The organism is Pseudomonas sp., from assembly GCF_050739935.1.
Taxonomy (GTDB): domain Bacteria; phylum Pseudomonadota; class Gammaproteobacteria; order Pseudomonadales; family Pseudomonadaceae; genus Aquipseudomonas.
On sequence record NZ_JBOICF010000111.1, the window covers coordinates 68,488 to 89,759 of the forward strand.

Sequence of the window (21,272 nt, forward strand, 5' to 3'; positions counted from 1 at the left end):
CACTGCGTCAGCCGCTAGCATTGGCTCGCGAGCGGGGCCGCTGAGGATTGATTGCATCGCGGCTTCGCACAGTGAATCGACGTCCAGTCCTCGCTTCTGTACTTCACTGAGAACTGTCTTCAGCGCTAGCTCAAGCGCCTTCAGTCTTTCGTCGTATATGACGGATTACCTCCTTGGATAGAGATTGAAGCGTAGTCCGATTCAGATCATATGGTCTGTGTCACACGTCAGAAAATGCATGACTACTACTCGGGTGGTTTCGGCGGCGGCGCCTCCCACGCCAACAGCGTACCGATGCTGTCAGTGCTCGCAAGTAGACTCTTCGCCTCTTGCACTTTCTGCAGCAGCTCTGTTCGCGCTTCGTCGCTCAGGGCGGCAGAGCGGGATGTGATGTCCTCGAAGAAATCCTGCAGCTTCCTGTCATCGCTCCATTTACCGATGATTTCTAGAAGATTCTGCAGGGCATCTTCGCGAGCTTTGATAATCAGCGAACGCTCATATTTGGCGCGCCAAACCACTTGTTCTGCCTGCCAGCGTTTATGCTCCTCGTCCGCTTTTCGGTTGGCCTCTATGATTTTCGGGGCCAATGTTCTGGCTGTTCTGGTTAGTGAGCCGACGATTTCGGTAATTTGCATAGAAAGCGTGGCTTTCTCCTCCGTCCAGGTATGCGCCCATTCTGCTTGGTGATATGGGCTGTAAGCTTTCAAGCAGAGCTTTCCGGACGCCGAATAATGGGTGCTCACATAATGTGAAGAGGTTTGCGCCCATCCACCACGCTTCGGTTTGTTTATTTCGCTTGCCGGAATATACCGGCCACCTACAAAGACCATCTCTTTTGAATCCGTCTGCTCGAAGATAGTCAGCCCGATGGCTGTGCCTCCAATGAAGACCAGAGTCGGCCTGCCTGGATACCAGAGATTTGCTTCGAGAACAGAACGCTTAAGACGCCCGTCGGCATCCCCGAGTTGCTGGCGAGAGTAACTGCCGTCGCTGTGTGCCACTGAAACCCGATACCGCGCCTTGCGCAGGCTATTAGCAAGCTTCACCAAGAAAGCCGCAGCCCTCCGGAGGGTATGCTCAGTAACTATCAGATCAGCGAGGCTTCTCTTTGCAGGTTTCAAATACCCGTCACCTGCCACCTTGCCGCTGGTGAATGCGGAAAGCGACCCCAGCAGTAGTGATCGGTACTCGCGAGCATCCTTGGGAGTTGCGTCGGTGGTTGAGGTGATTTGCGGACCAGTTAGGACATCTCCCTTTTTCCAATCCGAACGCTGGCCCGGCTTGAGCTTCGGGAGGGGAGGAATTTTAGGATTCTGTCCCGACTGCTTTCTAGCCCAATAGCCTCGCGGCGGGCACGGGATTCCCAAGCGTACGCAGACACGTCGAAGGAATACGGCAGAGACACCGTATTTTGGTGCCAAGGCGAGCATGGGGGTTTCCCATACCTCGGCGTATAGTGCTTCTCTCTGGACGCGATCCTGATCCATATCCGACCTCTAATGCCGCGTGGGCCTTTCATCTCCTCACTTGGGACAGGCCTTACTCTCGACTACGATTAAAGCACCGTGACCAATGTCCGGGAGGTCAGCTTGGTATCCATTACTTACGGCGCTCGCTGCGCCAGGCTGGCCGTTAGCTTTTTCCAGCTTGACGGCATCCATAAAGCTTAATGCTCAGGCATTCGACGGCAGCGCGCCTGCTGCTGGAAAACTCAATAATTGAGCTGTCCTCTGATGCGCCTCTGCGTGAAGGTGCCCGCCGGTGTTCATCGTCTCAACTGCCTTTCTCGCATCGCGCTCGAATTTATAGCCTTTGGCATCTTCGGGGTTCAACGACATCTTGATCGCTTTGCCGCCGCTGATGAGATAGAACAGTTTTCCAGGCGCTTTGGCATACTTGATCGTCACTACCCAAGTCCCAAGCGGGGCCTTTTCCAGCTTTGGCAGTGGTTCATAATCTACCCGGCCATCCACTGTCGTCAGTCTTACAGCGATCGCGAGGTCGGACTGCCTGCGCGCCGCAGCCGTGCGTGCTTCCTTCTCCGTCCCAAACCTGATCGCGCATGCCGCATCGTAGTGCCAGAGACTTGGTCCGGTGTCGATCAGATAGCCTTCTCGAAAGTCGCTGTACACGGCGAACTGATTACTATCGTCCATGCTCACTCCATGTGTTGATAACGGTTTTGGGGCCGCGAGTGTCCTATGTTGGCCTACCAGCTTTCAAGAGGCATGGCCTTTTTCCCAACTGGAGACAAGAGCGGCACCGACTGGTAAGCAGAGCGGTACGCAGGCTTTACGCGGGTTTGAGCGCCAGAGTAATAGCGGGGTTAACACTGTTAACACTCCCACGCATGAACGCGGCTCAGGTTTCCATGTGCCAGGTTGCCACTGAGGTTTCCACACTTTGGCAACCTGTGGGGACGAAGGTTACGCGGATTGAGTGGTCGCCCATGGGGGTCACCGACTTGGTCACCACGGATGCGCCAGTCCGCAGGCTGCTTCAGATGGTCCAGATTTGGGTCATGCCTGAATATGAGTACGTATCTTGGGCGTTGATTATAAGTATGGGGAAGTCCGCTACTCTGAATTCATCATTGCGCAAGGGGACCTTTATGAAAGGCGCTTCGATGTTTCTCACGGCGACCGATCTGCATGATCTGACCGGGCAGGCTCGGCCTGCTTCCCAATCGCAATGGCTTCGCTCCAAATCAATACCGTTCATCATGGGAGGCGATGGGCTGATAAAAGTGTCCAAAGAGGCTCTTTTACTGGCAATGGAGAAAGAACTTGTTCAGCCGGGTGACATGCCAGGCGCAGATATTGCCCGAATAGATCCATGGGATAAAGTCGAAGAAAAACAGATGGCCGAGCTACTCGGGATTACCTACCGAGCACTTCAAGGGCGCCGGGCTAGGGAAGTTATACCCAAAGATGTCTGGTGCTGCGTAGGAGGCAGGATCATGTACAGCCTGAAACGATACGACGACTGGCTCGAAAGTCTCTGGCCCGCGTACATTTCACCTAATGCGTCTGCGGTCCCGCCACGCACGGCGAGAAAGCGGCATTCTGGTGAGCCGATCTACAAGCTTGTTTGAGAGCGGTCAGAGGCTCGTACCAAAAGTGAAAACTCTATTCCTCCTCATGGCCCAATACGACGGCCAGGTCATAATCCCTCTGGAGCGCATCTGCTCCGATTACTTCACTCACCTGACGCCCGAAAAGCTGAAGCGCAAAGTTCTCGCCGGCGCGATTGATCTGCCGATCGTCGCTCTGGAGCACAGTCAGAAGTCCGCGCGAGGCATACACGTAAACGACCTTGCCGATTATCTGGATGCTCGACACAGATCCGCGAAGGCGGAGCATGATCGACTCATGGGACGAGCACCGAACTGCAGGCGCTGAATCAAACACTCTGGCCCAGGACATGAAGACCGAATCTGAAGATATCCCGATCGAGTTTATCCGCCTGCCCGAAGTGAAACGCCTCACGGACCTGAGTACCGCGACGATCTAACGAACGGCGAACAGCGGTGATTTCCCGAAGCAGGTGAAGCTCGGCGCACAAGGTGTAGCTTGGGCGAAGTCAGAGGTGCTGACGTGGAGTCGACACAAGGTCGACAAATCTCGTAAGCCAGCCGAGGGTGGATGAAATGGCAGACGCGGGGGGTATTGATCGTTTCTTGCGGCTTGAAGAAGTCCTTCACCTTACGGGCCTGGGCCGGAACACGGTTTATAGACGAATCAGGGAGGGTACATTCCCGAGACAGATCAGGATCGGACCTAACTCTGTCGCCTGGCGTCAGTCGGAGATCAGTCAATGGATGTCTGACCCAAACCGCCTTGCTCTAGATAAAGCGAACCGCGATGCCTAAAGAAATCTGGTATAGGACGACTGACCGCTCGTCAGAGTGTAGAATCCGCGCTTTCGATGCGGGCAATTGGGCGTCAAAATCAGCCCAGCAAAAAGCACCGTGTATCCCCATATGTATCCCTAGCGAAACGTCATTTGGTTAAATCCAATAAAATCAGTAAATTACCTTGCGGGTTCAATTGACTGTGTACCACCAAGTACCTCAACAAAGCCCGCCTTGTGCGGGCTTTGTTGTTTCTGGCTATCCGGGCCGCTGCGCCCAACGACCGAAAGGCTCGGGATACGCGGTATCCATCATCAAATCATCACCACCCGTGCGTTTCGCGTTTCTAACCCAGTAGCGGTTCCAGTTAATGAAGCAATGGATGTTCAATGTCTGATTCCCATACCGACGTAGCAGTGCCTGCCCTTTCCTCCAAGCAGGCTTACGAAGACGCCATCAATCTTTCACAACATGTGCCGCAGGCGAAAACCATTAGTGAAATGGTCCTCGACGCCTTTCAGAGCGCCAAGGAAAGCGATCAGATTCGTGAACTGCGCGCCGCCATCCGTCAGGCGCATGACCGTTTCGACGATGACCAGGCCTACGAACTGATGGGTCAGCTCAAACAGTTGAAAGACGCCGAAGCCGCCGACATGGCGGCATTGGAAGACTTGAGCACGAAATTCCCGATCAGCCGGATTCTGTCCAGTTACAAGGATGATCCGAGCTTTCAGGAGCTGGTCTACAGCTTGGCATTGAAGGTGTTGAACCAGACGCACCAGGCCGTCAGCAATCCGGGCAGCGGCAAGAGCAAGGCCACGCGGGCGAAGAAGGAAGCGGAGGTGTTTGTCATCAGCAAAGACGGCGCCAGCGTTACCCTGCCGCTGCGCACGCCACGCTCGAAAGCCAACGCCGACCGTGAAGCCTTCGAATTCCTCGGATTCTCATTCGTCGGCGAAGGCGATGAAGCCGAGTTGCAGAGCGAAGTGTTTGTCGATAAAGACGGCAACGAACAGCCCGCCACGCGCAAGAATATCATCGCGGCGATTCAGCAGCAGAGTGCGTTTGAAGGGTTTAGCGCGATTCAGCAGTGAGCCTGGAGTCGTTCGAAAGCTGAGAGTTATGCGACATAGCTCTCAGCGTCTCTTCGCGGACTCGTAGACATCCCCACGTTCCCGCTTTTCGACAGCGACAACCGTCACTACAACACGCTGATCTTCGACGCGGTAGACCAACCGATACCCCGCGCTGCGCAGCTTGATTTTGTAATGGTCAGGCATGCCATGCAGAGCATCTGCGGCGACTCTTGGTAGCTCCAGCCGTGTGATCAGTTTTTTCTTGAGCTGGTCGCGCAATGTCGAGCCAAGCTTTTCCCATTCTTTTAGAGCAGACGGCAGGAATTCGAGCTTAAAGGTCATCAATGCTCACCGGCACCGGCACCTCATGCTCCCGAGATTTGATCAGCTCGGCCAGATCCAGGTCATCCAGACGCTCCATCATCGCCTCGAAGACCTCGGTCGGCACCATATAGCCCATCACTTTATTGTGGTTAAGCACCGCGATGGGTAGGCCATGCCCGCCCTTGAGAACTGCAGATGGATTCTTCTTCAGTTCGGACACGCTTACTGCGATGTCAGCTAAAACGTTTTGCATATTCATGGCCCTCAAAACAGGTCGCTATATTGGTCTTTTTCAGCGCTCTTAACAATCAGTCGACGTGCGCATACCAACCGAGAATCAAATTTCCAACATCCTTTTTTGCAGGGCTGAGCGTCTTTCCTACACTTCTAATCGCGAATTCTTAGCAATCTCCCGACGTCATCCTCTTTCTCCTGGGCGCTCTTCACAAGGAACCCAAACTCGATGTCCGATTCCAAGCACCCCCGCAGTGGCGGCCAGATTCTCGTCGAAGCGTTGATCCGCAATGCCGTCGACACTCTCTACTGCGTCCCTGGCGAAAGCTATTTGCCAGTGCTCGACGCGCTGCACGACGCCCGATCGATCCGCACCATCGTCATCCGCCACGAGGGCGCGGCTTCGAACATGGCGGATGCCTACGGCAAGCTCACGGGGCGGCCCGGTATCTGTTTCGTGACGCGCGGCCCCGGCGCGACCCACGCCAGTAACGGCGTGCACACCGCCAGGCAGGATTCGACCCCGATGATTCTGTTCATCGGGCAGATCGAAAGCGGCTTCAAGGGCCGCGAAGCATTTCAGGAAGTGGACTACGTGCAGATGTTCAGCGGTCTGGCGAAGTGGGTGACCGAAATCGACAGCATCGTGCGCATCCCGGAAATCATCAGCAAGGCCTTCAGCATTGCCCTGTCAGGTCGCCCGGGGCCTGTAGTGGTCGCGCTGCCGGAAGAGGTGCTGTTCGGCACGGCAGAGGTGGAAGATGTGCAACCTGCCCGCATCATCCCTGCGGCGCCGGACGCGAGTGCCCTCAATGAACTGCGCGAACTGCTCGCAGCGGCGGAACGACCGCTGGTGATCGTCGGCGGTACAGGCTGGGATGCGGATTCGACCAGAGCCCTGCAGCGCTTCGTGCACGCCAACCATCTACCAGTGGCCGCATCGTTCCGTCGCCAGGATCTGTTCGACAACCGCGATCCGCATTATGTCGGGCAACTGGGCCTGGGCACTTCGCCGAAACTACTGGAGCGGGTGAAGAATAGTGATCTGCTGCTGGTCATCGGCTCGCGACTGAGCGAAACGGTGTCCCAGAGCTACACGCTGATTGAAAGCCCGACCCCGAAGCAGCCGATGATCCATGTGCATCCTGACCCACAGGAATTGAACCGGGTTTACCGTCCCCGACTGCCGATTCTGTCATCGCTGCGCAGCTTTGCTCACGCCGCCGCGGCCCTTGAGCCTGTCGCCAGCGACGTCTGGAGTAGCTGGACCGATGCAGCCCGAGCCGACTATCTGGAGCACTCCACCCCGCCGCTGCCACACCCGCAATCGGTCGGCGTGGACATGGGCTCGGTGGTCGCGCACCTGAACGAAGTGCTGCCGGACGACGCAATCATCACTAACGGCGCTGGCAACTATACGGTTTGGGTTCACCGTTTCTATCGCTATCGCCGACCGGCCACGGAACTGGCACCCACCAACGGAGCGATGGGTTATGGCTTCCCCGCGTCCATCGCCGCGAAACTGCATGATCCACGCAGAACCGTGGTCTGCTTTGCCGGCGATGGCTGTTTCATGATGTACCCTCAGGAACTGGCCACGGCAATGCAATACAACGCGCCGATTGTGGTCATTGTGGTGAACAACGGCATGCTTGCGACGATTCGCATGCATCAGGAGCGCGAATATCCGGGGCGTGTTTCGGCCACCGAGCTGGCCAACCCGGACTTCATCGCCCTGGCCAAATCCTTCGGTGCACATGCCGAGCGAGTCGAACACAGCGACGATTTCCCGGCAGCCTTTCAGCGCGCTCAAGGGGCAGGGGTTGCGGCGCTGATCGAGTTGCGTGTTGACCCGCGGCAGATCACACCCCAGGCCCGTCTTGATTGAAAGGTCAACAGGCTGAGTTTTAAAGCGAAGCCTTTCGGGCTAAAAAGAGGCTGAGCAGCCTGCCACGCGCGCGAATCGTTGCGCCGAAATCCAGTGGCATCGCCGACGCCGCCGCCATGATATTGCGCTGTCCGTCGTGGGAAGCGCTGACCAACACAGTCGGACCATGGTTGAGTAAACGATAGAATTTAGCGAGAGGGAATGAGCGACGATGGAAGGCGGACTTAAGAAAAATCCTGATAGAGAAGAGGCTTTGTCAGGGAATTACAGGGTTTGTCATTGCAGTAAAGCGCTGCCGCTCTCGGTATCGCTAAAACTGTCGCAATCCTGAACCGGCAAAAAATAGCCCTTCCCTCACGCCTGAAAATAGTGATGTAATAATATAACAAAACATTTCAGGCATTCTTTTCGTGAAATCCGTTCCTCGACTCCCCCCGAATATTGCGACTTCCGCGCTTGCTCAGTCCGCAGGCAAGCGAATGTTGGTCTCATTGGTTTTGCTCGCGCTGCTGTGGATCGGCATTGCGTGGGCGGTGGCGATTCCATGAGTGCGGCGATCGGTCTGCATGACCTGACCGTCACCTACGAACGGCGCCCGGCCGTGCACCACGTCAGCGGGCGCTTTGCCGCGGGCAGCCTGACGGCAATCGTCGGGCCCAATGGCGCGGGCAAATCGACACTGATCAAAGCCATCGCCGGTACGTTGAAGCCTGCGCTCGGGCGCGTTGATCGCGGCAGTCTGGCGACGCGGCACATCGGCTATTTGCCCCAGGCGGCGGAGATCGATCGCAGCTTCCCGCTGAGCGTCGCCGATACCGTGATGATGGGCGCCTGGCGCAGCATCGGCGCCTTTCGCGGCGTCACGCGCAAGCATGCCGAACAGGCGCGCGAGGCCCTGCTGGCAGTGGGCCTGGAAGGTTTTGAACAACGCAGCATCAGCTCGCTGTCGTCCGGGCAGTTTCAACGGGTGCTGTTCGCCCGCCTGCTATTGCAGGACGCTTCGGTAATTCTGCTGGACGAGCCTTTCACGGCCATCGACGCCCGCACTACCCGCGACCTGCTCAAGCTGATCAGTCGCTGGCACGGCCAGGGCCGCACGGTGATTGCTGTTCTGCACGACATCGAACAAGTGCGTCAGCATTTCCCCAGCACCTTGTTGCTGGCCAGAGAGACGATCGCCTGGGGCAACACCGCCGATATCCTTCACGTCGATAACCTGCGCCGCGCCAAGAACATGGCCGAGCACTGGAATCCGGATGCGCAGCCATGCGCAATCGATGAGGAGTCGATTCTGTGACGTTTTACAGCTTGTTGATTCAGCCCTTCGTCGACTTCGGCTTCATGCGCCGCGCACTGGTGGCGTGCCTGGCGCTGGGCATCGGCTCAGGCCCTGTCGGTGTGCTGCTGATGCTGCGTCGCATGAGCCTGGTGGGCGACGCCATGAGCCACGCCGTCCTACCGGGCGCGGCGGTGGGTTTTCTGTTCGCGGGGTTGTCGTTGCCAGCGATGGGGTTTGGCGGCTTGATCGCCGGACTCGCCGTAGCCTTGTTATCGGGACTGGTGAGCCGCTTTACCACACTGCGAGAGGACGCCAGTTTTGCCAGTTTCTACCTGACGTCATTGGCCGCGGGCGTACTCATTGTGTCGCTGCACGGCTCCAACGTCGATCTGCTGCACGTGTTGTTCGGCACGATCCTGGCGATCGACGATCAGGCGATCTTCATGGTCGGCGCCATCGCCTCGTTCACGGTGATTCTGCTGGCGTTGATCTACCGCCCGCTGATTCTGGAATGCTTCGACCCCGGATTCCTGCGCGCCGTCGGCGGGCGTGGCTCGCTGTATCACGTGCTGTTTCTGCTGCTTGTCGTGCTCAATCTGGTGGCCGGTTTCCAGGCCCTTGGTACGCTCATGGCGGTGGGCATGATGATGCTGCCCGCCACCGTCGCACGTTTCTGGTCGAGTTCTCTGACCGGAATGATCGTGATTTCCACAGTAGTCGCAACGCTGTCTGGCTTTATCGGCCTGATCGTTTCCTACCACGCCAGCGTCGCCTCTGGCCCGGCCATCGTTCTGACCGCCAGCGCCTTCTACTTGTTCTCACTGCTCTTTGGACGCAGCGGTTTCCTGCAACGTCTGTTTCCGAGGGTTCATCTGTCCGGCTGATTGACCTCTCACCACAAGGAAAACATCATGAAACGTTTGACGCTTCTGACCGCCGCACTGGCGTTGTCGGGCCTGGCCAACTTCGCCCAGGCAAAAACCCTGGAAACCGTGGCATCGTTCACCGTCATCGCCGACATGGTGCATAACGTCGGAGGCGATCACGTGCATGTCACCTCGTTGATCGGCCCCAATGGCGACCCGCACGTTTACGAGCCAACGCCCAACGACGCCCAGGCCTTGAAGAAAGCCGACCTGGTGTTCGTCAGCGGCCTGCACCTTGAAGGCTGGCTCGACCGACTGATCACCGCATCAGGCTACAAAGGTGAGCCGGTGGTGCTATCCAGCGGCATCATGACCCGCAGCATGGAAGAAGACGGTGAAAAAATTACCGACCCCCATGCCTGGAACAGCGCGGTAAACGGCATCGTCTACGTCAGAAACATCATCAAAGCGCTACAGAAGGCGGACCCAGACAACGCCGCCGACTACAAGGCCAATGGTGAGAAATACATCGTTCAACTGCAGGATATGGACGCCTACGCTCGCGCACAAATCGCTGCGATCCCGGCCGCACAGCGCAAGGTGCTGACTTCCCACGATGCCTTCGGCTATTTCGGCGATGCGTACGGCGTGACCTTCCTGTCGCCGCTGGGCTTTTCCACTGAGACCGAAGCGTCCGCCGCGGATGTCGGCAAGCTGATCACGCAGATCAAGCAGGAGCATGTCAGCGCCTACTTCTTCGAAAACTCCAGCGATCCACGTCTGGTGCAGCAGATCGCAAACGCCAGCGACGCGCATCCCGGCGGCGAGTTGTATGTGGAAGCGCTGTCGCCTGCCGACGGTCCCGCCGCGACTTACGTGAAGATGTTTCGGTACAACGTGGACAAGATCACCGCGGCAATGAAGGGCAAATAATTCTCCGCTACCTGAAATTGGATAGACTCGCCCGCGCCGAGGCGGCAATGCGCCACGGGCGTAGTCTAAGAAGCCCATTCAACTTGTTCGGCGGGACGTCTACGCTCTCCTCGATCAGATCGACCATCCAATCGCCGAAATCCATATCCAGTTCGATCTCGGGATAGCGTTCGCAGGCATCGAGCAGTGCGCTCAGGCTTGATCGAAATACCCGTCCAAGAACAGGACGCGTAGCGGCAGGTCAATCTTGTATGCTGGCCCCCAATCGCCAGCTTGCATTGAAAGGAGATTCGATGACCGACCTCTGTTTCGCGCCTTTCCAGGATCTGGCCGACAAGCTGATCCCTCATACTGTCGCCGAACGGGCTGATGGCTCTCATGACATCTCGCACCTGCACCGGGTCTGGAGCAATGTCTGCGCGATTCGAAACAAAGAAGGCGGCGATCATCAGATCCTGCTGGCGGCGACCTTGTTGCACGACTGCGTATCGGTGGAAAAGAACTCGCCGTTGCGCTCCAGTGCGTCACGCCTCGCGGCCGCCAAAGCCACCGAGTTGCTGGCGGAAATGGGCTGGGATGAAGAACGCATCCAGGCCGTCGCCCACGCCATCGAGGCTCATAGCTACTCGGCGAACATCACCCCGACCACCCTCGAAGCAAAAATCCTCCAGGACGCCGACCGCCTCGACGCCATCGGCATGCTCGGCGTCGCCCGGCTGTTCTATGTCTCTGGACGCATGGGCAGCTACCTCTATGATCCGGCCGACCCCCACGCGCAAAACCGCCCGCTGGACGATAAACGCTATGCGGTCGATCATTTCAAAGCCAAGGTCTTCAGCCTGGCAGAGGGCTTTCAGACCAGTACCGGGAAGCAAATGGCGCAGGTCAGGCATGAACGGGCCGAGCGGTTTTTGCTGGAGTTTATGGATGAGATTGGACAAATAGAACGCTGAGGCATTTACCCACGCGTCGGAACACGACCCAGACCCTCGACGCAATCACAACAAATCTGAAATATTTCTGCTCGATGTCATAAAGACATCACGGAACCTCTTTATAACCGAATCTCCGGTGTATTCGTCGATGGGATTTGTGCTGTGGAGAGGTTAATGCGTGGGTTGTTTCGTCCTTCGTCCAGACCAGCGTTTTTGCGACGCTTGCGGATTGCTCAGCGTCTGGTGCTGTGCTTCGGGATAACGGCGTTGTTGCTGGTGGCGCTTGGCGTGTTTTGTCTGCTACAGATGCAGAGCATCCGCGATCAGGGCGAGGCAGTGGAAAGTGGTTCGCTGCCGAGCATTGCCATGGCCGACGCGATCGCCATTGATCTGATCAAGCTGCGCGGCGAAAGCGCCAGGCTGATTGCCAACGCTGATGATCCGGGCGCGGTGGTCAACAGCAAGATCAACGTCGAGCAGTTGAAGAACGAAGTCGAAAAAGGTTTCAGCGATTACCTTGCCCATGCAACCGACAACACCGAACGCGACTCGATCAAGGCGCTTCAGGAGGCGTACAACGCCTTCATGCCGGGACTGCACGACGAAATCGGCCTGATTGAACAACGCAAACTCGACGACGCACGGATGCTGCTCAATACCACGCTGAGCATGCAGGGCGATTTGATGGACATGCAGGTGCAGTTGCTGCGTGAGCTGAACAAACAAAGTGCCGCAGCAGCAGTGGATGGCGCAGGCAACCGTTTTCAGCAGACGCGCATCATCGCCATCAGCGCCATTGTGCTTGCGCTGGTCCTGACCTTGCTGCTGGCCTGGCGCCTGAGCGTGAGCATCATTCGTCCGCTGCGCCAGTCTTTGCAGATCGCCAGCACCATCGCCGAGGGGGACTTGAGCCCGCAACCTATCCCGGAGGGGAAGGACGAGGCCGCGCAGTTGTTGAAGATGCTGGGCCAGATGCGCAGCAACCTGCATGGCACCATTGACCAGATTTATGCCGCAGCCGGTCAGTTGAGCCAGTCGGTGCAGGAAATGGGCGCGATTGCCGAAACCAGCGCGAAAAATCTGCAGATGCAGAACGATGAAATAGAACAAGCCGCTGTAGCCGTTAATCAGATGAGCCAGGCCGCGGTGGAAGTCGCCGACAATGCCAGCAGCACCTCCACCGAATCGAAAGCCTCGAACGAAGCCGCCGCCGAAGGCCGTATGCGCCTGACCGGGACCATCGACTCAATCAAGGAGCTGACCGACAACGTCCTCGACTCTTCGCATCAGGCCGATGGTCTGGTAGAGCGTACGTTGAGCATCAGCAAGATTCTTGAAGTGATTCGCGCCATCGCCAACCAGACCAATCTGCTGGCCCTGAACGCGGCCATCGAAGCGGCGCGCGCAGGCGAGGCAGGTCGCGGGTTCGCTGTCGTCGCCGACGAGGTCCGCTCACTTGCACAACGCACCAGCGCCTCGACCACCGAGATAGAAAACCTGATCAACGCTGTTCAACAGAGCACCCAGGAAACCGCCGAAACCCTGCGGATCACGGCGGCCCAGGCCAACCAGACCCTGGAACAGGCTGCGGCGACCAGCCAGGCGCTGACCGTGATCATCAGTTCGACCTCCACCATCAGTGATCGCAACATGTTGATCGCCAGTGCCGCCGAACAACAGGCTCAAGTGGCCAACGAGGTGGACCGCAACCTGAGCAGCATTCGCGATCTGTCGACTCAATCGGCATCGGGCGCGCAGCAGACCACAGTGGCAAGCAACGCGCTGGCGATGCTGGCGACGGATTTGAATTCGATGGTGCAGCGGTTCGTGCTTTGACTCTGCTGCAGGAGCGCGCTTACCCGCGATTGCGGTGCACCCGTCGCTATGACGCTTCAGATAAAACGCCGTCGCGGGCAAGCGCGCTTCTACATTCGGTCAATTTCTCCTAACGATCACGGTCGCGCTCAATCAATTATTCCCCCAGCGGGCGCAACCGATACTGCGGCGGTAATTGCTCAAAACCGCTGATGGTGGTGTTCAGGCTTTTCCAGCGACCGTCCTTGATGCCATAGATGCAGCCGTGAATCGACAGCTTCTGCCCGCGATGCCAGGCGTTCTGAACGATGCTGGTGTGTCCGACGTTGGCCACTTGTTGGATCACGTTCAGCTCGCACAGACGATCGACCTGCTCTTCCTCGGTCGGCAGTTTGCTGAGCAGTTCGCGGTTCTCGTAATACAGGTCACGAATGGTCCGCAGCCAGCCGTCGATCAGGCCGAACTGGCGATCTTGCATCGAAGCACGCACGCCGCCACAGCCGTAGTGGCCGGTGACCAGGATGTGTTTGACCTTGAGTACATCGACTGCGTACTGAATCACTGACAGACAGTTCAGGTCGGTGTGCAGCACCACGTTGGCTACATTGCGGTGGACGAACAGATCGCCCGGCAACATGCCGACGATTTCATTGGCGGGGACACGAGCGTCCGAACAACCGATCCAGAGGTATTCAGGCGTTTGCTGGCGGGCCAGTTTGGCGAAGAATTCGGGGTCTTCTTCCTTGATGGCTGCTGCCCAACGTTCGTTGTTATCGATCAGATCTTGTAATTCGTTCATACGTTGATGCCTCGGAAATGATGCCCAGCTATGACTGGCTATCGGCGCTTCGGGTCACGCCCTTTTGCCATTACCGGTCGAGAAACGGAGTGAATCTTCGTCGCGGTGTCCGGTCCACCCAACTATGACCGCTCACAATGAGGATTTGCCATGAACGATCCACGCCGCCCTTTCGGTGCCACCCAGCCCGAACCCATCGACGATAATGAAGACCGCATGGGTTCGATGGAAGAGCTCAATTTTAATGACAATAACGAACCCAGCGGGCGAATCGGGGACACCATCCCGGCAGACGAGCTGGAAAACTACATTCCCGACGAACGTGTGCGTGAGGCTGGGATGACCGGCGCGTCAACCGACGATCACAACCCGACCGACGACGATATGAGTCCAGAAACCCTGATTGACGAAGATGGCGCGCGGTCTGCCCGTGAGGCAGGCGAAGGCGGTCCCGCTGACTCCAATCTGAGCGTGGTCGATGAGGACGATATTGGCGGGGGCAACGGGCTGGATGAAGAGGAAATGTCGATTCTCGATCCGCTGGACGGCAAGCCTGGGGTGTGATCGGGGATCCTGGATCATAAGCCGCCCAGGACGCGGATTCCTTTGGGAGCGAGCCTATTCGCAAGGCGTAGGCATGACTGGCCAATCAGTGTTGGCAGTAATACCGTTTCGCGAATAAATTCGCTCCCACAGAGGATCGGCGTCGGGGCTTAATCAGTCAACGTGCAAGCCATCACCAGCGCATCCTCGCGCCCGCCTACGGCCGGATAGTAATCGCGACGCCGACCCACCTCATTGAACCCATAGCGCTCATACAACCGATACGCCGACTGGTTGCTGGCTCGCAGCTCAAGAAAGCATTCGCGACCGTTCAACTCATAAGCGCGCTTCATCAGCTGATCCAGCAGCAACAGCCCCAGACCACGGCCCTGGCTTTCCGGCTTGACTGTAATGTTGAGCAAGTGCGCTTCGTCGATGATCACGTTGATCACACCGTGACCGACCTGCTGATTGCCTTCGAACATCAGCCAGATTTCGTAGGACTTGAGGCCGTCCAGAAAAATACCGCGGGTCCACGGATGGCTGAACGCTGCGTATTCTATCTTCAGTACCGCATCCAGATCAGCTTCGGTCATGCGGCGAAACGTTACGGCTTCACTCATTTACGCTCTTCCAACGTCCCATCAATTGACGCATGGCACGCCAAACATCGGCCTTGCGCTGAGGCTCGTCCATCAATAATTCCAGACCTGGCAGCGCCCAGGCCGAACCCAGGCCTTCAACCTGGATTTCTAGATTGTAGGACTCGGCGTCAACCTCACCGGCAAAACGCAGCGCGGGCAGCCCGGTCAGCCACAGACAGGTGCAAGGTGCTTCCTCGATTCGAGCATAGAGAAAGCCCTGAACGAAATCCCGCGCCGCTTCTGGCCCTTGGTCCATCTGCCCGCGTACCAGCAACGGCCAGCGCACTGGCTCGCCGATGATCTGTGGGCTGTCGGGGAGACCCGCGGCGCGCAGCATGTCCTTGAGCAACAGATAGGAAGGGTCACGACTCTGGAACGGCTCGCCAGTCGCCAGTTCGACCAGCAGCAGGCAACTGCCGGCACGGAGCAATTGCAGGGCGAAGCGCGGTGGTGGAACGGCGGGCGCCTTCGCCACCTCCGCGACGGGCTCCTCCTCGATAGGCTTGACCGCCGATTTGACAGCGGAAGCCGGACGCGGAACCTCGATCTTCGGCCGCTCCACCGTGCGAGCGACTGGCGCCGCAGCGGCCACAGTCTCGGTGCGCGCTTGCGCAGGGCCAGCCGACTGCGGCGTCTGTACGACCTCGTCCTCAAACACCGGCAACGGCGCGAGCAGCTCCGGACGCGAAGGTGCGGCAAAGGGCAGTTCGGTGCGCGGCAGCCAGCTGACCACCTGCATGGCGGTCAGATAAGCGCGGCGGCGAGGCTCATTGAGCAAGGGACAGCCACCTGTGGAAAAAGTCAGAAGGAGGATTCTACAGACCTTCGACGATTCCCGCCGCAGTTGATCGACTGGGGGTGAAAACCAGTGGCTGCGATGCAGTACAATTGCCGCTTTTATTTGCCAACCAGCGGCCATCCAATGATCGAACCTAAGCGCGTCCTGCGCGCCCTTGCCGAACACTGGGCGCTCCTCGAGCCACTGTGCGAACACTTCGACCAAGGCACCCTGAGCCTGAGCGAACTGCGCCTGCAACTGGCCGCCCAGCAACTGGAAAGCACGCCCCAGGACATCACCAACCTGTTGGACGTGTGGATTCGTCTCGACATTCTGGTTCCCGTGGCCAAAAGCCCGAACCGTTTCGAACTGAATGCGCAGATTCACGACTTCCTGTCCTACCTGCGCCGCGAACACCGCCTGGGCCTGTGCCTGGAAATCGAAGCCTACCTGCGCCATCTGGAGCGGCTGGCAGGTTACATCCAGGAGGCCTTCGAAGCCCGCGATGCCAATGATCTCGCGCGGCAACTTCGCCTGCTCGACATGCGCGTGCGCGATGTGCTGAAAAAGCTCGCCAACGACGAGCAGGCGCTGGTTTCCGTTGCCGAACGTGCCAAGACCAGCGACCGGCAGATCCCGTTGCGTCAACGCTACGCCGAAGTGCTGGCGACCTGGGACGAATACGTCGAGCCGATGATCCAACTGGTGAATGCCGATGGCGCTTTCGAGCAAGGCGTGCGCAAGGTGGAGAACGTGCTGCTGCGCATGCTCACCGATCAGCAACGCCTGGGGCATCTGGTCGACGACGACATGCTGCTGCGCACTCACGCGCGTATCCTCGAAATGCAGACCAGCGCGCAACTGACCCTGCGTCATGCCCGCGAGCTGCTGCTGCCGTTGCGCGAAGAAGCACGTCGCCACAACGCCGTGACCCGTGGCGCCGCGCTGGCGCTGTCGGCCATTCGCCGCAGAGGCATCGACGCTGTGCCCCAGGCAGCGATGCCGATGTTCACTCGCCCGCAAAGCACGTTTCTCGGGAGTGCCAACCAGGTCGAGGCTTATGTCTACGCGCTGGCGCGCTTCGAGCCCAAACCCGCGCGCTTCCCCAAGGCCAATATCACCCGCAAGGGCGAGCCTGCCCGAGCGCCGCGCACAGTCAAGGAAATGGTCGAGCGCTGCGAAGAGGCCCTGCCAATGCCGGATCTGATGGTCTGGCTGCTGGAGCAGGAGCCGACGGGTGCGACCGACGAATTGCTGTACTGGTTCTCGCGCCTGTCGCGGGAAAAACGCTTCAAGCGCGAGCGACTCGATCGCCGCGAATACCTGACCCAGGAGCACCGCGTCAGCCTGCGCTCCTTCGCTCTGCTCTCAAGCAAAGACGCCACCCCAGAGAATTCCGAGGGCACCGCCCATGCATCTTGATCTATCCGAACTGTCCCAGCTCGCGCCGATCTTTCGCGAGCTGTTCAAGGGTTACCACGTCAGCCGCCGCGATCCTGAGCTGTATGCTCAACTGTCCAACTTCCAGGATCAGTACCGCACTTTGTTCAAGGCGCTGGGTTTCGAGCTGATCTGCGACACTCGCGGCTTCTATTACTTCGTGCCTGATCTGGCGGCCGCGCAGGTCAACAAGACCGCGCAACGGCTGGCTCTGTTTACGTTCATCCTCGTCGAGCATCTGGCCGATCAGGGCCGCGACCCGGTTGCTGTGCTCGACGGCGGCAGCCTGGGTCGCGACGAGCTTCCATCGTTGCTGGAGAAGTACCGCGACCTGTTTCTGCAGGCCGAAGTACAGACACAGGAAGAGCTGGAAGAAAAGATCATGCGCCGCATGACCCAGCTCGGCTTCGCCTCCGAAGAAGTGGGCATTTACCGTTTCCTGCCGCCGATGCATCGCTTCCTCGATGTCTGCCTGTCGGTTCAGCAGGATCGCGATCTGGCCGCCAGTCTGCACAGCGATTTGCCGTTGCCAACGCCGGTGCTGATCGACGACGACAGTGATGAAAAGCTGCTGCAGACCGACGACCCGCTCGATCTCGCCGAATTTGACGAAACAGAAGAAACCGAAGAGCAGGCCCTGGCCCGCGCGATCGCCGAAGAACAGGAGCTTGACGCATGACCCAGGAACGCTACGGCATCCGCCGCTTCGCCCTGCTGAACACAGCCGGTTACAGCCTCGGGCTGTTTCCGCTGGAACATCCGCTGTCGGTTTACGGTGCCAACAACCTGGGCAAGAGTGCGTCGATCAACGCGCTGCAATTCCCGATTCTGGCGCGCATGTCGGACATGAGTTTCGGCAAATACAGCCTCGATCAGTCGCGCCGTTTCTACTTTGCGTCTGACACCAGCTACATCCTGGTTGAAGTGTCCCTGCCCCACGGTCCTCACGTCATCGGCGTGGTCGGTCGCGGTCCCGGCGGTGGCTTTGGCCACCAGTTCTTTGCCTACGCGGGCAAACTCGATCTGGCGCACTATCAGAAGAACGACACCTGTCTGCGTCAGAAAGAGCTGTTCACCAATCTGGAAAGCCAGGGCCTGAAAGCCTACGAACTCAAGCCCGATGAGTTGCGTCGCTTGCTGGTCGGCGGGCACACGTCGATTCCGCTGGATCTGACGCTGATCCCGTTACGTTCGACCAGCGAACAGAGCCTTAAAACCTTCCGTGCGCTGTTCATCAACCTGCTGCACATGCGCGAAATCACGGCCGCCAAACTCAAGCAGTTGTTCCTCGATGCCTTCGAGCACAGCCTGCGGTCGGGTAGCGTCGATTACATTGCCGCGTGCGAAGAAGCCTTCCGCGACGTGCGCCGAATGGAGCAGGACTACAACGCACTGGTTCTGGCAGGCCCCTTGGTCGAAGCCTTGGCCAACGGTGTCAAGCAACGGGACATCCTGCGCGGCAGGCTACATCGCTTGTCGCCGCTGCTCGACTCGCTGCTTGGCACTTGGCAGGACTACTCCAACGCGCGCAAGGAAGAGTTGGTCATTCAGGCCGAACACTACCGTGGCGAACAGGACGCTCTGCAGAACGATCAACGCGGCGGCACTCAGGAGCTAATGCGACTGGAGCGTGAGATCAGCAATATCCAACGCTGGATAGGCGAACTGGCCGTGTTGAAAAACCGCTTCGCGTTGGTGGACGACGTTCGCGTTCTAGAGCAGCAACTATTGGCGGCGAAGGACGCTCACGACGAACTGGCCGGTGCGTTGGCTCAGTCTCGTCAATTCAGCGCCGAGGATCTGGATGAGCGTTTGCGTGATCTGGAAAAACGTCTGAAGTCGGTCAAACAGCAACTCGATCATGCCGACAACAACAGCTATGCCCGCCTGCGCGAAGAGTTCTCGCAACCGGATGTCGAGCGTTTAATGCGGCTGTTCAACAGCGCGCTGTTTAGCCTGCCCTTAGGTGAGCAAGGCATTGCTCTGGATGACGGCGAGGCATGGGTCAAATCTCTGGAAGCGATTCTGGATGGCTTCAAGGGCGAGCGCTTCGAAGTGCCGGGGCTGTCGATCAATCTGTCGCATATCGAGCCACCTGCATTGCAGGCATTGGCCGATCGTGCGGCGCTTCGTGATCAGAAAGAACGCCTGGAGAAAGAACTCAAGCAGCTGAAAACCCAGCAAGCGGTCGCCGCTGATCGGGCAGCGAGCAAGACCCAGACCGAAGCGCTTTATCAGCAAGTGCTGGATGCACAGAAGGCGTTGGAAGATTTCCGTCGCACTCAGACTCTGAGCGCCGAAGAAGCCGAAAAACTTGAGCAACTGGCGCAGATGGAAGCCGCACAGGATGAACTCAAGCGCTCCAGCGATGCGTTCACCGAGCGCGTCCAGCAACTGTCGGCGAAACTGCAGCTGGTCGGTCGCCAGATTGGCGATCTGGAATCCAAGCAACGCACATTGGACGACGCGCTGCGTCGCCGTCAGTTGTTGCCAGCGGACTTGCCATTCGGCACGCCGTTCATGGAGCCGGTGGATGACTCACTGGAAAACCTGCTGCCACTGCTCAATGACTATCAGGACAGCTGGCAAGGTTTGCTGCGCTGCGATGGTCAGATTGAAGCGCTGTATGCTCAGGTACGCCTCAAAGGTGTCGCCAAGTTCGACAGCGAGGACGACATGGAGCGCCGTCTGCAGCTGCTGATCAACGCGTATGCACACCGCACCGATGAGGCTTTAACGCTTGGCAAAGCCCGCCGCGCAGCAGTGACCGACATCGCCCGTACGCTGCGTAACATCCGCAGCGACTACGATAGCCTCGAACACCAGTTGGCTTTGTTCAACCGCGAGATCAACCGTCGTCAGGTTTCCAACCTGGAAAGCTTCCGTATCGTGCTCGCACCAAACAAGGAAGCGCTCAAGCATATCGATCAGATTATCCACAGCGCTGGTCAGTACGAGGAAGGTGAAACGCTGTCGGTGTTCGATCTTAGCCAGAGCGCGGAGCAGGACAACAAGAACGAAGAGGCAAAGGAGTACTTGGCACGTCTGGTGGCCGCCAACCACAACCAGCTGGGCCTCAAGGACCTGTTCGAGTTGGCGTTCGAGATCACCAAGGTCAACAGCCAGCCAGTGATCCACACCGACATTGATGGCGCAGCGTCCAACGGTACGACCATGACCATCAAGGCGCTGACCAATATGTACCTGCTGCTGCACTTGATGGATCGTGACCAGGCCGGTCGTGTGCGCCTGCCGTATTACCTGGACGAAGCGGCGGACATCGATGAACGCAATCAGTCTGCGCTGCTTGAAACGAGCCTGCAGTTGGGTTTCGTACCGATTCTGGCAAGCGTCAAGCCTCAGGTATCGGCGCATGTCGCAATCGATCTGGAAGGCGGCAGCGGCCCTGCGGGCATCTACATTGATGAGGCTGACTGGAAGTACATTCGTCGTCGCGACGAGGTGAGTACAGTGAAGGCGGTTGAAGTGGCGGAAGTGGCTGCTGAGTAAGCTGGACTGAACGTAAAGAAGAGCCCTGCAGCGATGCGGGGCCTTTTTTTGGGCGTTATAAAAGCGGCTGCGTCGGCGACGCCGTGCTGCTGCGCGATGGTCTCAGGCAACTTGTGGGAGCAAATTCATTCCGAGAGGGAGGTTCAGGCTGTACATCTCTATTGCCTTACGGGCCTATCGCGAATGGATTCGCTCCCACAGCTCGAGAACGAATCAGAGAAATTTTTTCGGGGCAAAAAACAAAACCCCATCTGCTTTCGCAAATGGGGTTCTGGAATTTAATCTTGACGATGACCTACTCTCACATGGGGAAACCCCACACTACCATCGGCGATGCATCGTTTCACTGCTGAGT

General features: G+C 58.1%; 22 protein-coding genes and 3 pseudogenes. 17 read left to right on the forward strand and 8 right to left on the reverse strand.

The features are described from left to right. Positions 1 to 245 precede the first annotated feature (245 nt). Both ACRER8_RS22290 and ACRER8_RS22295 read right to left on the reverse strand, forming a co-directional pair. Positions 246 to 1,487 (reverse strand): hypothetical protein, encoded by a 1,242-nt coding sequence (locus ACRER8_RS22290; RefSeq protein WP_431748352.1) that lies wholly within the window; start codon positions 1,485 to 1,487, stop codon positions 246 to 248. Positions 1,488 to 1,673: 186 nt separating this feature from the next. Continuing rightward, positions 1,674 to 2,156, reverse strand: a complete 483-nt coding sequence (locus ACRER8_RS22295) for a hypothetical protein (RefSeq protein WP_431748353.1) — start codon at positions 2,154 to 2,156, stop codon at positions 1,674 to 1,676. 293 nt (positions 2,157 to 2,449) lie between these two features. Here ACRER8_RS22295 and ACRER8_RS22300 point away from each other — a divergent pair, with 293 nt between their 5' ends. From ACRER8_RS22300 to ACRER8_RS22325, 6 genes and pseudogenes are all read left to right on the forward strand, one after another. Further along, on the forward strand, positions 2,450 to 3,094 hold the full coding sequence (locus ACRER8_RS22300) for a DUF4224 domain-containing protein (protein ID WP_431748354.1): 645 nt from the start codon (positions 2,450 to 2,452) through the stop codon (positions 3,092 to 3,094). A gap of 25 nt (positions 3,095 to 3,119) precedes the next feature. Beyond that, positions 3,120 to 3,401 carry a pyocin activator PrtN family protein gene (locus tag ACRER8_RS22305; RefSeq protein ID WP_431748355.1) on the forward strand — a complete coding sequence of 94 codons (282 nt, stop codon included), beginning with the start codon at positions 3,120 to 3,122 and terminating at the stop codon, positions 3,399 to 3,401. Beyond that, positions 3,361 to 3,513, forward strand: coding sequence for a hypothetical protein (locus ACRER8_RS22310; RefSeq protein WP_431748374.1), 153 nt, complete (start codon positions 3,361 to 3,363; stop codon positions 3,511 to 3,513). Before ACRER8_RS22305 ends, ACRER8_RS22310 begins: the two co-directional genes overlap by 41 nt. Before the next feature lie 21 nt (positions 3,514 to 3,534). Then, a pseudogene (locus ACRER8_RS22315) lies at positions 3,535 to 3,648 on the forward strand (AlpA family phage regulatory protein); the annotation flags it as partial. Position 3,649: 1 nt separating this feature from the next. Further along, complete coding sequence (locus ACRER8_RS22320; protein ID WP_431748356.1) at positions 3,650 to 3,871, forward strand: helix-turn-helix transcriptional regulator; 222 nt, start codon at positions 3,650 to 3,652, stop codon at positions 3,869 to 3,871. 371 nt (positions 3,872 to 4,242) lie between these two features. Next, positions 4,243 to 4,947, forward strand: coding sequence for a hypothetical protein (locus ACRER8_RS22325; RefSeq protein ID WP_431748357.1), 705 nt, complete (start codon positions 4,243 to 4,245; stop codon positions 4,945 to 4,947). Positions 4,948 to 4,989: 42 nt separating this feature from the next. Here ACRER8_RS22325 and ACRER8_RS22330 read toward each other — a convergent pair whose 3' ends face one another. Together ACRER8_RS22330 and ACRER8_RS22335 are read right to left on the reverse strand one after the other, a co-directional pair. Then, positions 4,990 to 5,271 (reverse strand): type II toxin-antitoxin system RelE family toxin, encoded by a 282-nt coding sequence (locus tag ACRER8_RS22330; protein ID WP_431748358.1) that lies wholly within the window; start codon positions 5,269 to 5,271, stop codon positions 4,990 to 4,992. Next, the gene (locus tag ACRER8_RS22335) at positions 5,261 to 5,506 is read right to left on the reverse strand and encodes a type II toxin-antitoxin system Phd/YefM family antitoxin (RefSeq protein ID WP_431748359.1); all 246 of its coding nucleotides are present in this window, start codon (positions 5,504 to 5,506) and stop codon (positions 5,261 to 5,263) included. Before ACRER8_RS22335 ends, ACRER8_RS22330 begins: the two co-directional genes overlap by 11 nt. 210 nt (positions 5,507 to 5,716) lie before the next feature. On the opposite strand from ACRER8_RS22335, the gene ACRER8_RS22340 reads away from it, so the two are divergent. Beyond that, positions 5,717 to 7,375 carry a thiamine pyrophosphate-binding protein gene (locus tag ACRER8_RS22340; RefSeq protein WP_431748360.1) on the forward strand — a complete coding sequence of 553 codons (1,659 nt, stop codon included), beginning with the start codon at positions 5,717 to 5,719 and terminating at the stop codon, positions 7,373 to 7,375. Between the two features lie 85 nt (positions 7,376 to 7,460). On the opposite strand, the pseudogene ACRER8_RS22345 reads toward ACRER8_RS22340, so the two are convergent. Continuing rightward, a pseudogene (locus ACRER8_RS22345) lies at positions 7,461 to 7,610 on the reverse strand (flavin reductase); the annotation flags it as partial. A 309-nt stretch (positions 7,611 to 7,919) separates the two neighbouring features. On the opposite strand from ACRER8_RS22345, the gene aztA reads away from it, so the two are divergent. The 6 genes and pseudogenes from aztA to ACRER8_RS22375 all read left to right on the forward strand — a co-directional run bounded on the left by aztA (position 7,920) and on the right by ACRER8_RS22375 (position 13,224). Beyond that, positions 7,920 to 8,672, forward strand: coding sequence for a zinc ABC transporter ATP-binding protein AztA (gene aztA / locus ACRER8_RS22350; protein WP_431748361.1), 753 nt, complete (start codon positions 7,920 to 7,922; stop codon positions 8,670 to 8,672). A 44-nt stretch (positions 8,673 to 8,716) separates the two neighbouring features. Beyond that, a complete protein-coding gene (locus ACRER8_RS22355) occupies positions 8,717 to 9,538 on the forward strand; it encodes a metal ABC transporter permease (RefSeq protein ID WP_431748372.1) in 822 nt (273 codons plus the stop codon). A gap of 27 nt (positions 9,539 to 9,565) precedes the next feature. Then, positions 9,566 to 10,453, forward strand: a complete 888-nt coding sequence (locus ACRER8_RS22360) for a metal ABC transporter substrate-binding protein (RefSeq protein ID WP_431748362.1) — start codon at positions 9,566 to 9,568, stop codon at positions 10,451 to 10,453. 293 nt (positions 10,454 to 10,746) lie between these two features. Beyond that, a complete protein-coding gene (locus ACRER8_RS22365; RefSeq protein ID WP_431748363.1) occupies positions 10,747 to 11,406 on the forward strand; it encodes an HD domain-containing protein in 660 nt (219 codons plus the stop codon). Between the two features lie 156 nt (positions 11,407 to 11,562). Further along, a pseudogene (locus tag ACRER8_RS22370) lies at positions 11,563 to 12,366 on the forward strand (MCP four helix bundle domain-containing protein); the annotation flags it as partial. 108 nt (positions 12,367 to 12,474) lie between these two features. After that, positions 12,475 to 13,224, forward strand: a complete 750-nt coding sequence (locus ACRER8_RS22375; protein WP_431748373.1) for a methyl-accepting chemotaxis protein — start codon at positions 12,475 to 12,477, stop codon at positions 13,222 to 13,224. Between the two features lie 136 nt (positions 13,225 to 13,360). On the opposite strand, the gene can is transcribed toward ACRER8_RS22375, so the two are convergent. After that, on the reverse strand, positions 13,361 to 14,002 hold the full coding sequence (can, locus tag ACRER8_RS22380) for a carbonate dehydratase (RefSeq protein WP_110949859.1): 642 nt from the start codon (positions 14,000 to 14,002) through the stop codon (positions 13,361 to 13,363). A gap of 150 nt (positions 14,003 to 14,152) precedes the next feature. Here can and ACRER8_RS22385 point away from each other — a divergent pair, with 150 nt between their 5' ends. After that, positions 14,153 to 14,566, forward strand: a complete 414-nt coding sequence (locus tag ACRER8_RS22385; protein WP_431748364.1) for a serine kinase/phosphatase — start codon at positions 14,153 to 14,155, stop codon at positions 14,564 to 14,566. A 149-nt stretch (positions 14,567 to 14,715) separates the two neighbouring features. Here the strand turns inward: ACRER8_RS22385 and rimI are convergent, their stop codons facing one another. Together rimI and ACRER8_RS22395 are read right to left on the reverse strand one after the other, a co-directional pair. Further along, the gene (gene rimI, locus ACRER8_RS22390) at positions 14,716 to 15,168 is read right to left on the reverse strand and encodes a ribosomal protein S18-alanine N-acetyltransferase (RefSeq protein ID WP_431748365.1); all 453 of its coding nucleotides are present in this window, start codon (positions 15,166 to 15,168) and stop codon (positions 14,716 to 14,718) included. Continuing rightward, positions 15,161 to 15,967: an energy transducer TonB gene (locus ACRER8_RS22395; RefSeq protein WP_431748366.1), complete on the reverse strand. Its 807-nt coding sequence runs from the start codon at positions 15,965 to 15,967 to the stop codon at positions 15,161 to 15,163. The genes rimI and ACRER8_RS22395 overlap by 8 nt, the downstream gene beginning before the upstream one ends. A gap of 144 nt (positions 15,968 to 16,111) precedes the next feature. Between ACRER8_RS22395 and mksB the strand changes: the two genes are divergently transcribed. The 3 genes from mksB to mksF are packed head-to-tail and all read left to right on the forward strand — an operon-like array spanning position 16,112 to position 20,917. Further along, on the forward strand, positions 16,112 to 17,389 hold the full coding sequence (gene mksB / locus ACRER8_RS22400; protein ID WP_431748367.1) for an Mks condensin complex protein MksB: 1,278 nt from the start codon (positions 16,112 to 16,114) through the stop codon (positions 17,387 to 17,389). Continuing rightward, positions 17,379 to 18,086, forward strand: coding sequence for an Mks condensin complex protein MksE (gene mksE / locus ACRER8_RS22405; protein ID WP_431748368.1), 708 nt, complete (start codon positions 17,379 to 17,381; stop codon positions 18,084 to 18,086). Before mksB ends, mksE begins: the two co-directional genes overlap by 11 nt. Continuing rightward, complete coding sequence (gene mksF / locus ACRER8_RS22410) at positions 18,083 to 20,917, forward strand: Mks condensin complex protein MksF (protein ID WP_431748369.1); 2,835 nt, start codon at positions 18,083 to 18,085, stop codon at positions 20,915 to 20,917. The genes mksE and mksF overlap by 4 nt, the downstream gene beginning before the upstream one ends. Positions 20,918 to 21,272 lie beyond the last annotated feature (355 nt).

Bases quoted from the DNA above. Each gene is read 5' to 3' on its own strand.
- ACRER8_RS22340 (WP_431748360.1), top strand. From the start codon at position 5,717: ATGTCCGATTCCAAGCACCCCCGCAGTGGCGGCCAGATTCTCGTCGAA.
- ACRER8_RS22385 (WP_431748364.1), top strand. From the start codon at position 14,153: ATGAACGATCCACGCCGCCCTTTCGGTGCCACCCAGCCCGAACCCATC.
- mksE (WP_431748368.1), top strand. From the start codon at position 17,379: ATGCATCTTGATCTATCCGAACTGTCCCAGCTCGCGCCGATCTTTCGC.
- mksB (WP_431748367.1), top strand. From the start codon at position 16,112: ATGATCGAACCTAAGCGCGTCCTGCGCGCCCTTGCCGAACACTGGGCG.
- ACRER8_RS22320 (WP_431748356.1), top strand. From the start codon at position 3,650: ATGGCAGACGCGGGGGGTATTGATCGTTTCTTGCGGCTTGAAGAAGTC.
- ACRER8_RS22375 (WP_431748373.1), top strand. From the start codon at position 12,475: ATGCAGAACGATGAAATAGAACAAGCCGCTGTAGCCGTTAATCAGATG.
- ACRER8_RS22330 (WP_431748358.1), bottom strand. From the start codon at position 5,271: ATGACCTTTAAGCTCGAATTCCTGCCGTCTGCTCTAAAAGAATGGGAA.
- ACRER8_RS22300 (WP_431748354.1), top strand. From the start codon at position 2,450: ATGGGGGTCACCGACTTGGTCACCACGGATGCGCCAGTCCGCAGGCTG.
- aztA (WP_431748361.1), top strand. From the start codon at position 7,920: ATGAGTGCGGCGATCGGTCTGCATGACCTGACCGTCACCTACGAACGG.
- ACRER8_RS22335 (WP_431748359.1), bottom strand. From the start codon at position 5,506: ATGCAAAACGTTTTAGCTGACATCGCAGTAAGCGTGTCCGAACTGAAG.
- ACRER8_RS22310 (WP_431748374.1), top strand. From the start codon at position 3,361: ATGATCGACTCATGGGACGAGCACCGAACTGCAGGCGCTGAATCAAAC.
- ACRER8_RS22290 (WP_431748352.1), bottom strand. From the start codon at position 1,487: ATGGATCAGGATCGCGTCCAGAGAGAAGCACTATACGCCGAGGTATGG.
- rimI (WP_431748365.1), bottom strand. From the start codon at position 15,168: ATGAGTGAAGCCGTAACGTTTCGCCGCATGACCGAAGCTGATCTGGAT.
- ACRER8_RS22295 (WP_431748353.1), bottom strand. From the start codon at position 2,156: ATGGACGATAGTAATCAGTTCGCCGTGTACAGCGACTTTCGAGAAGGC.
- mksF (WP_431748369.1), top strand. From the start codon at position 18,083: ATGACCCAGGAACGCTACGGCATCCGCCGCTTCGCCCTGCTGAACACA.
- ACRER8_RS22365 (WP_431748363.1), top strand. From the start codon at position 10,747: ATGACCGACCTCTGTTTCGCGCCTTTCCAGGATCTGGCCGACAAGCTG.
- ACRER8_RS22360 (WP_431748362.1), top strand. From the start codon at position 9,566: ATGAAACGTTTGACGCTTCTGACCGCCGCACTGGCGTTGTCGGGCCTG.
- can (WP_110949859.1), bottom strand. From the start codon at position 14,002: ATGAACGAATTACAAGATCTGATCGATAACAACGAACGTTGGGCAGCA.
- ACRER8_RS22355 (WP_431748372.1), top strand. From the start codon at position 8,717: ATGCGCCGCGCACTGGTGGCGTGCCTGGCGCTGGGCATCGGCTCAGGC.
- ACRER8_RS22325 (WP_431748357.1), top strand. From the start codon at position 4,243: ATGTCTGATTCCCATACCGACGTAGCAGTGCCTGCCCTTTCCTCCAAG.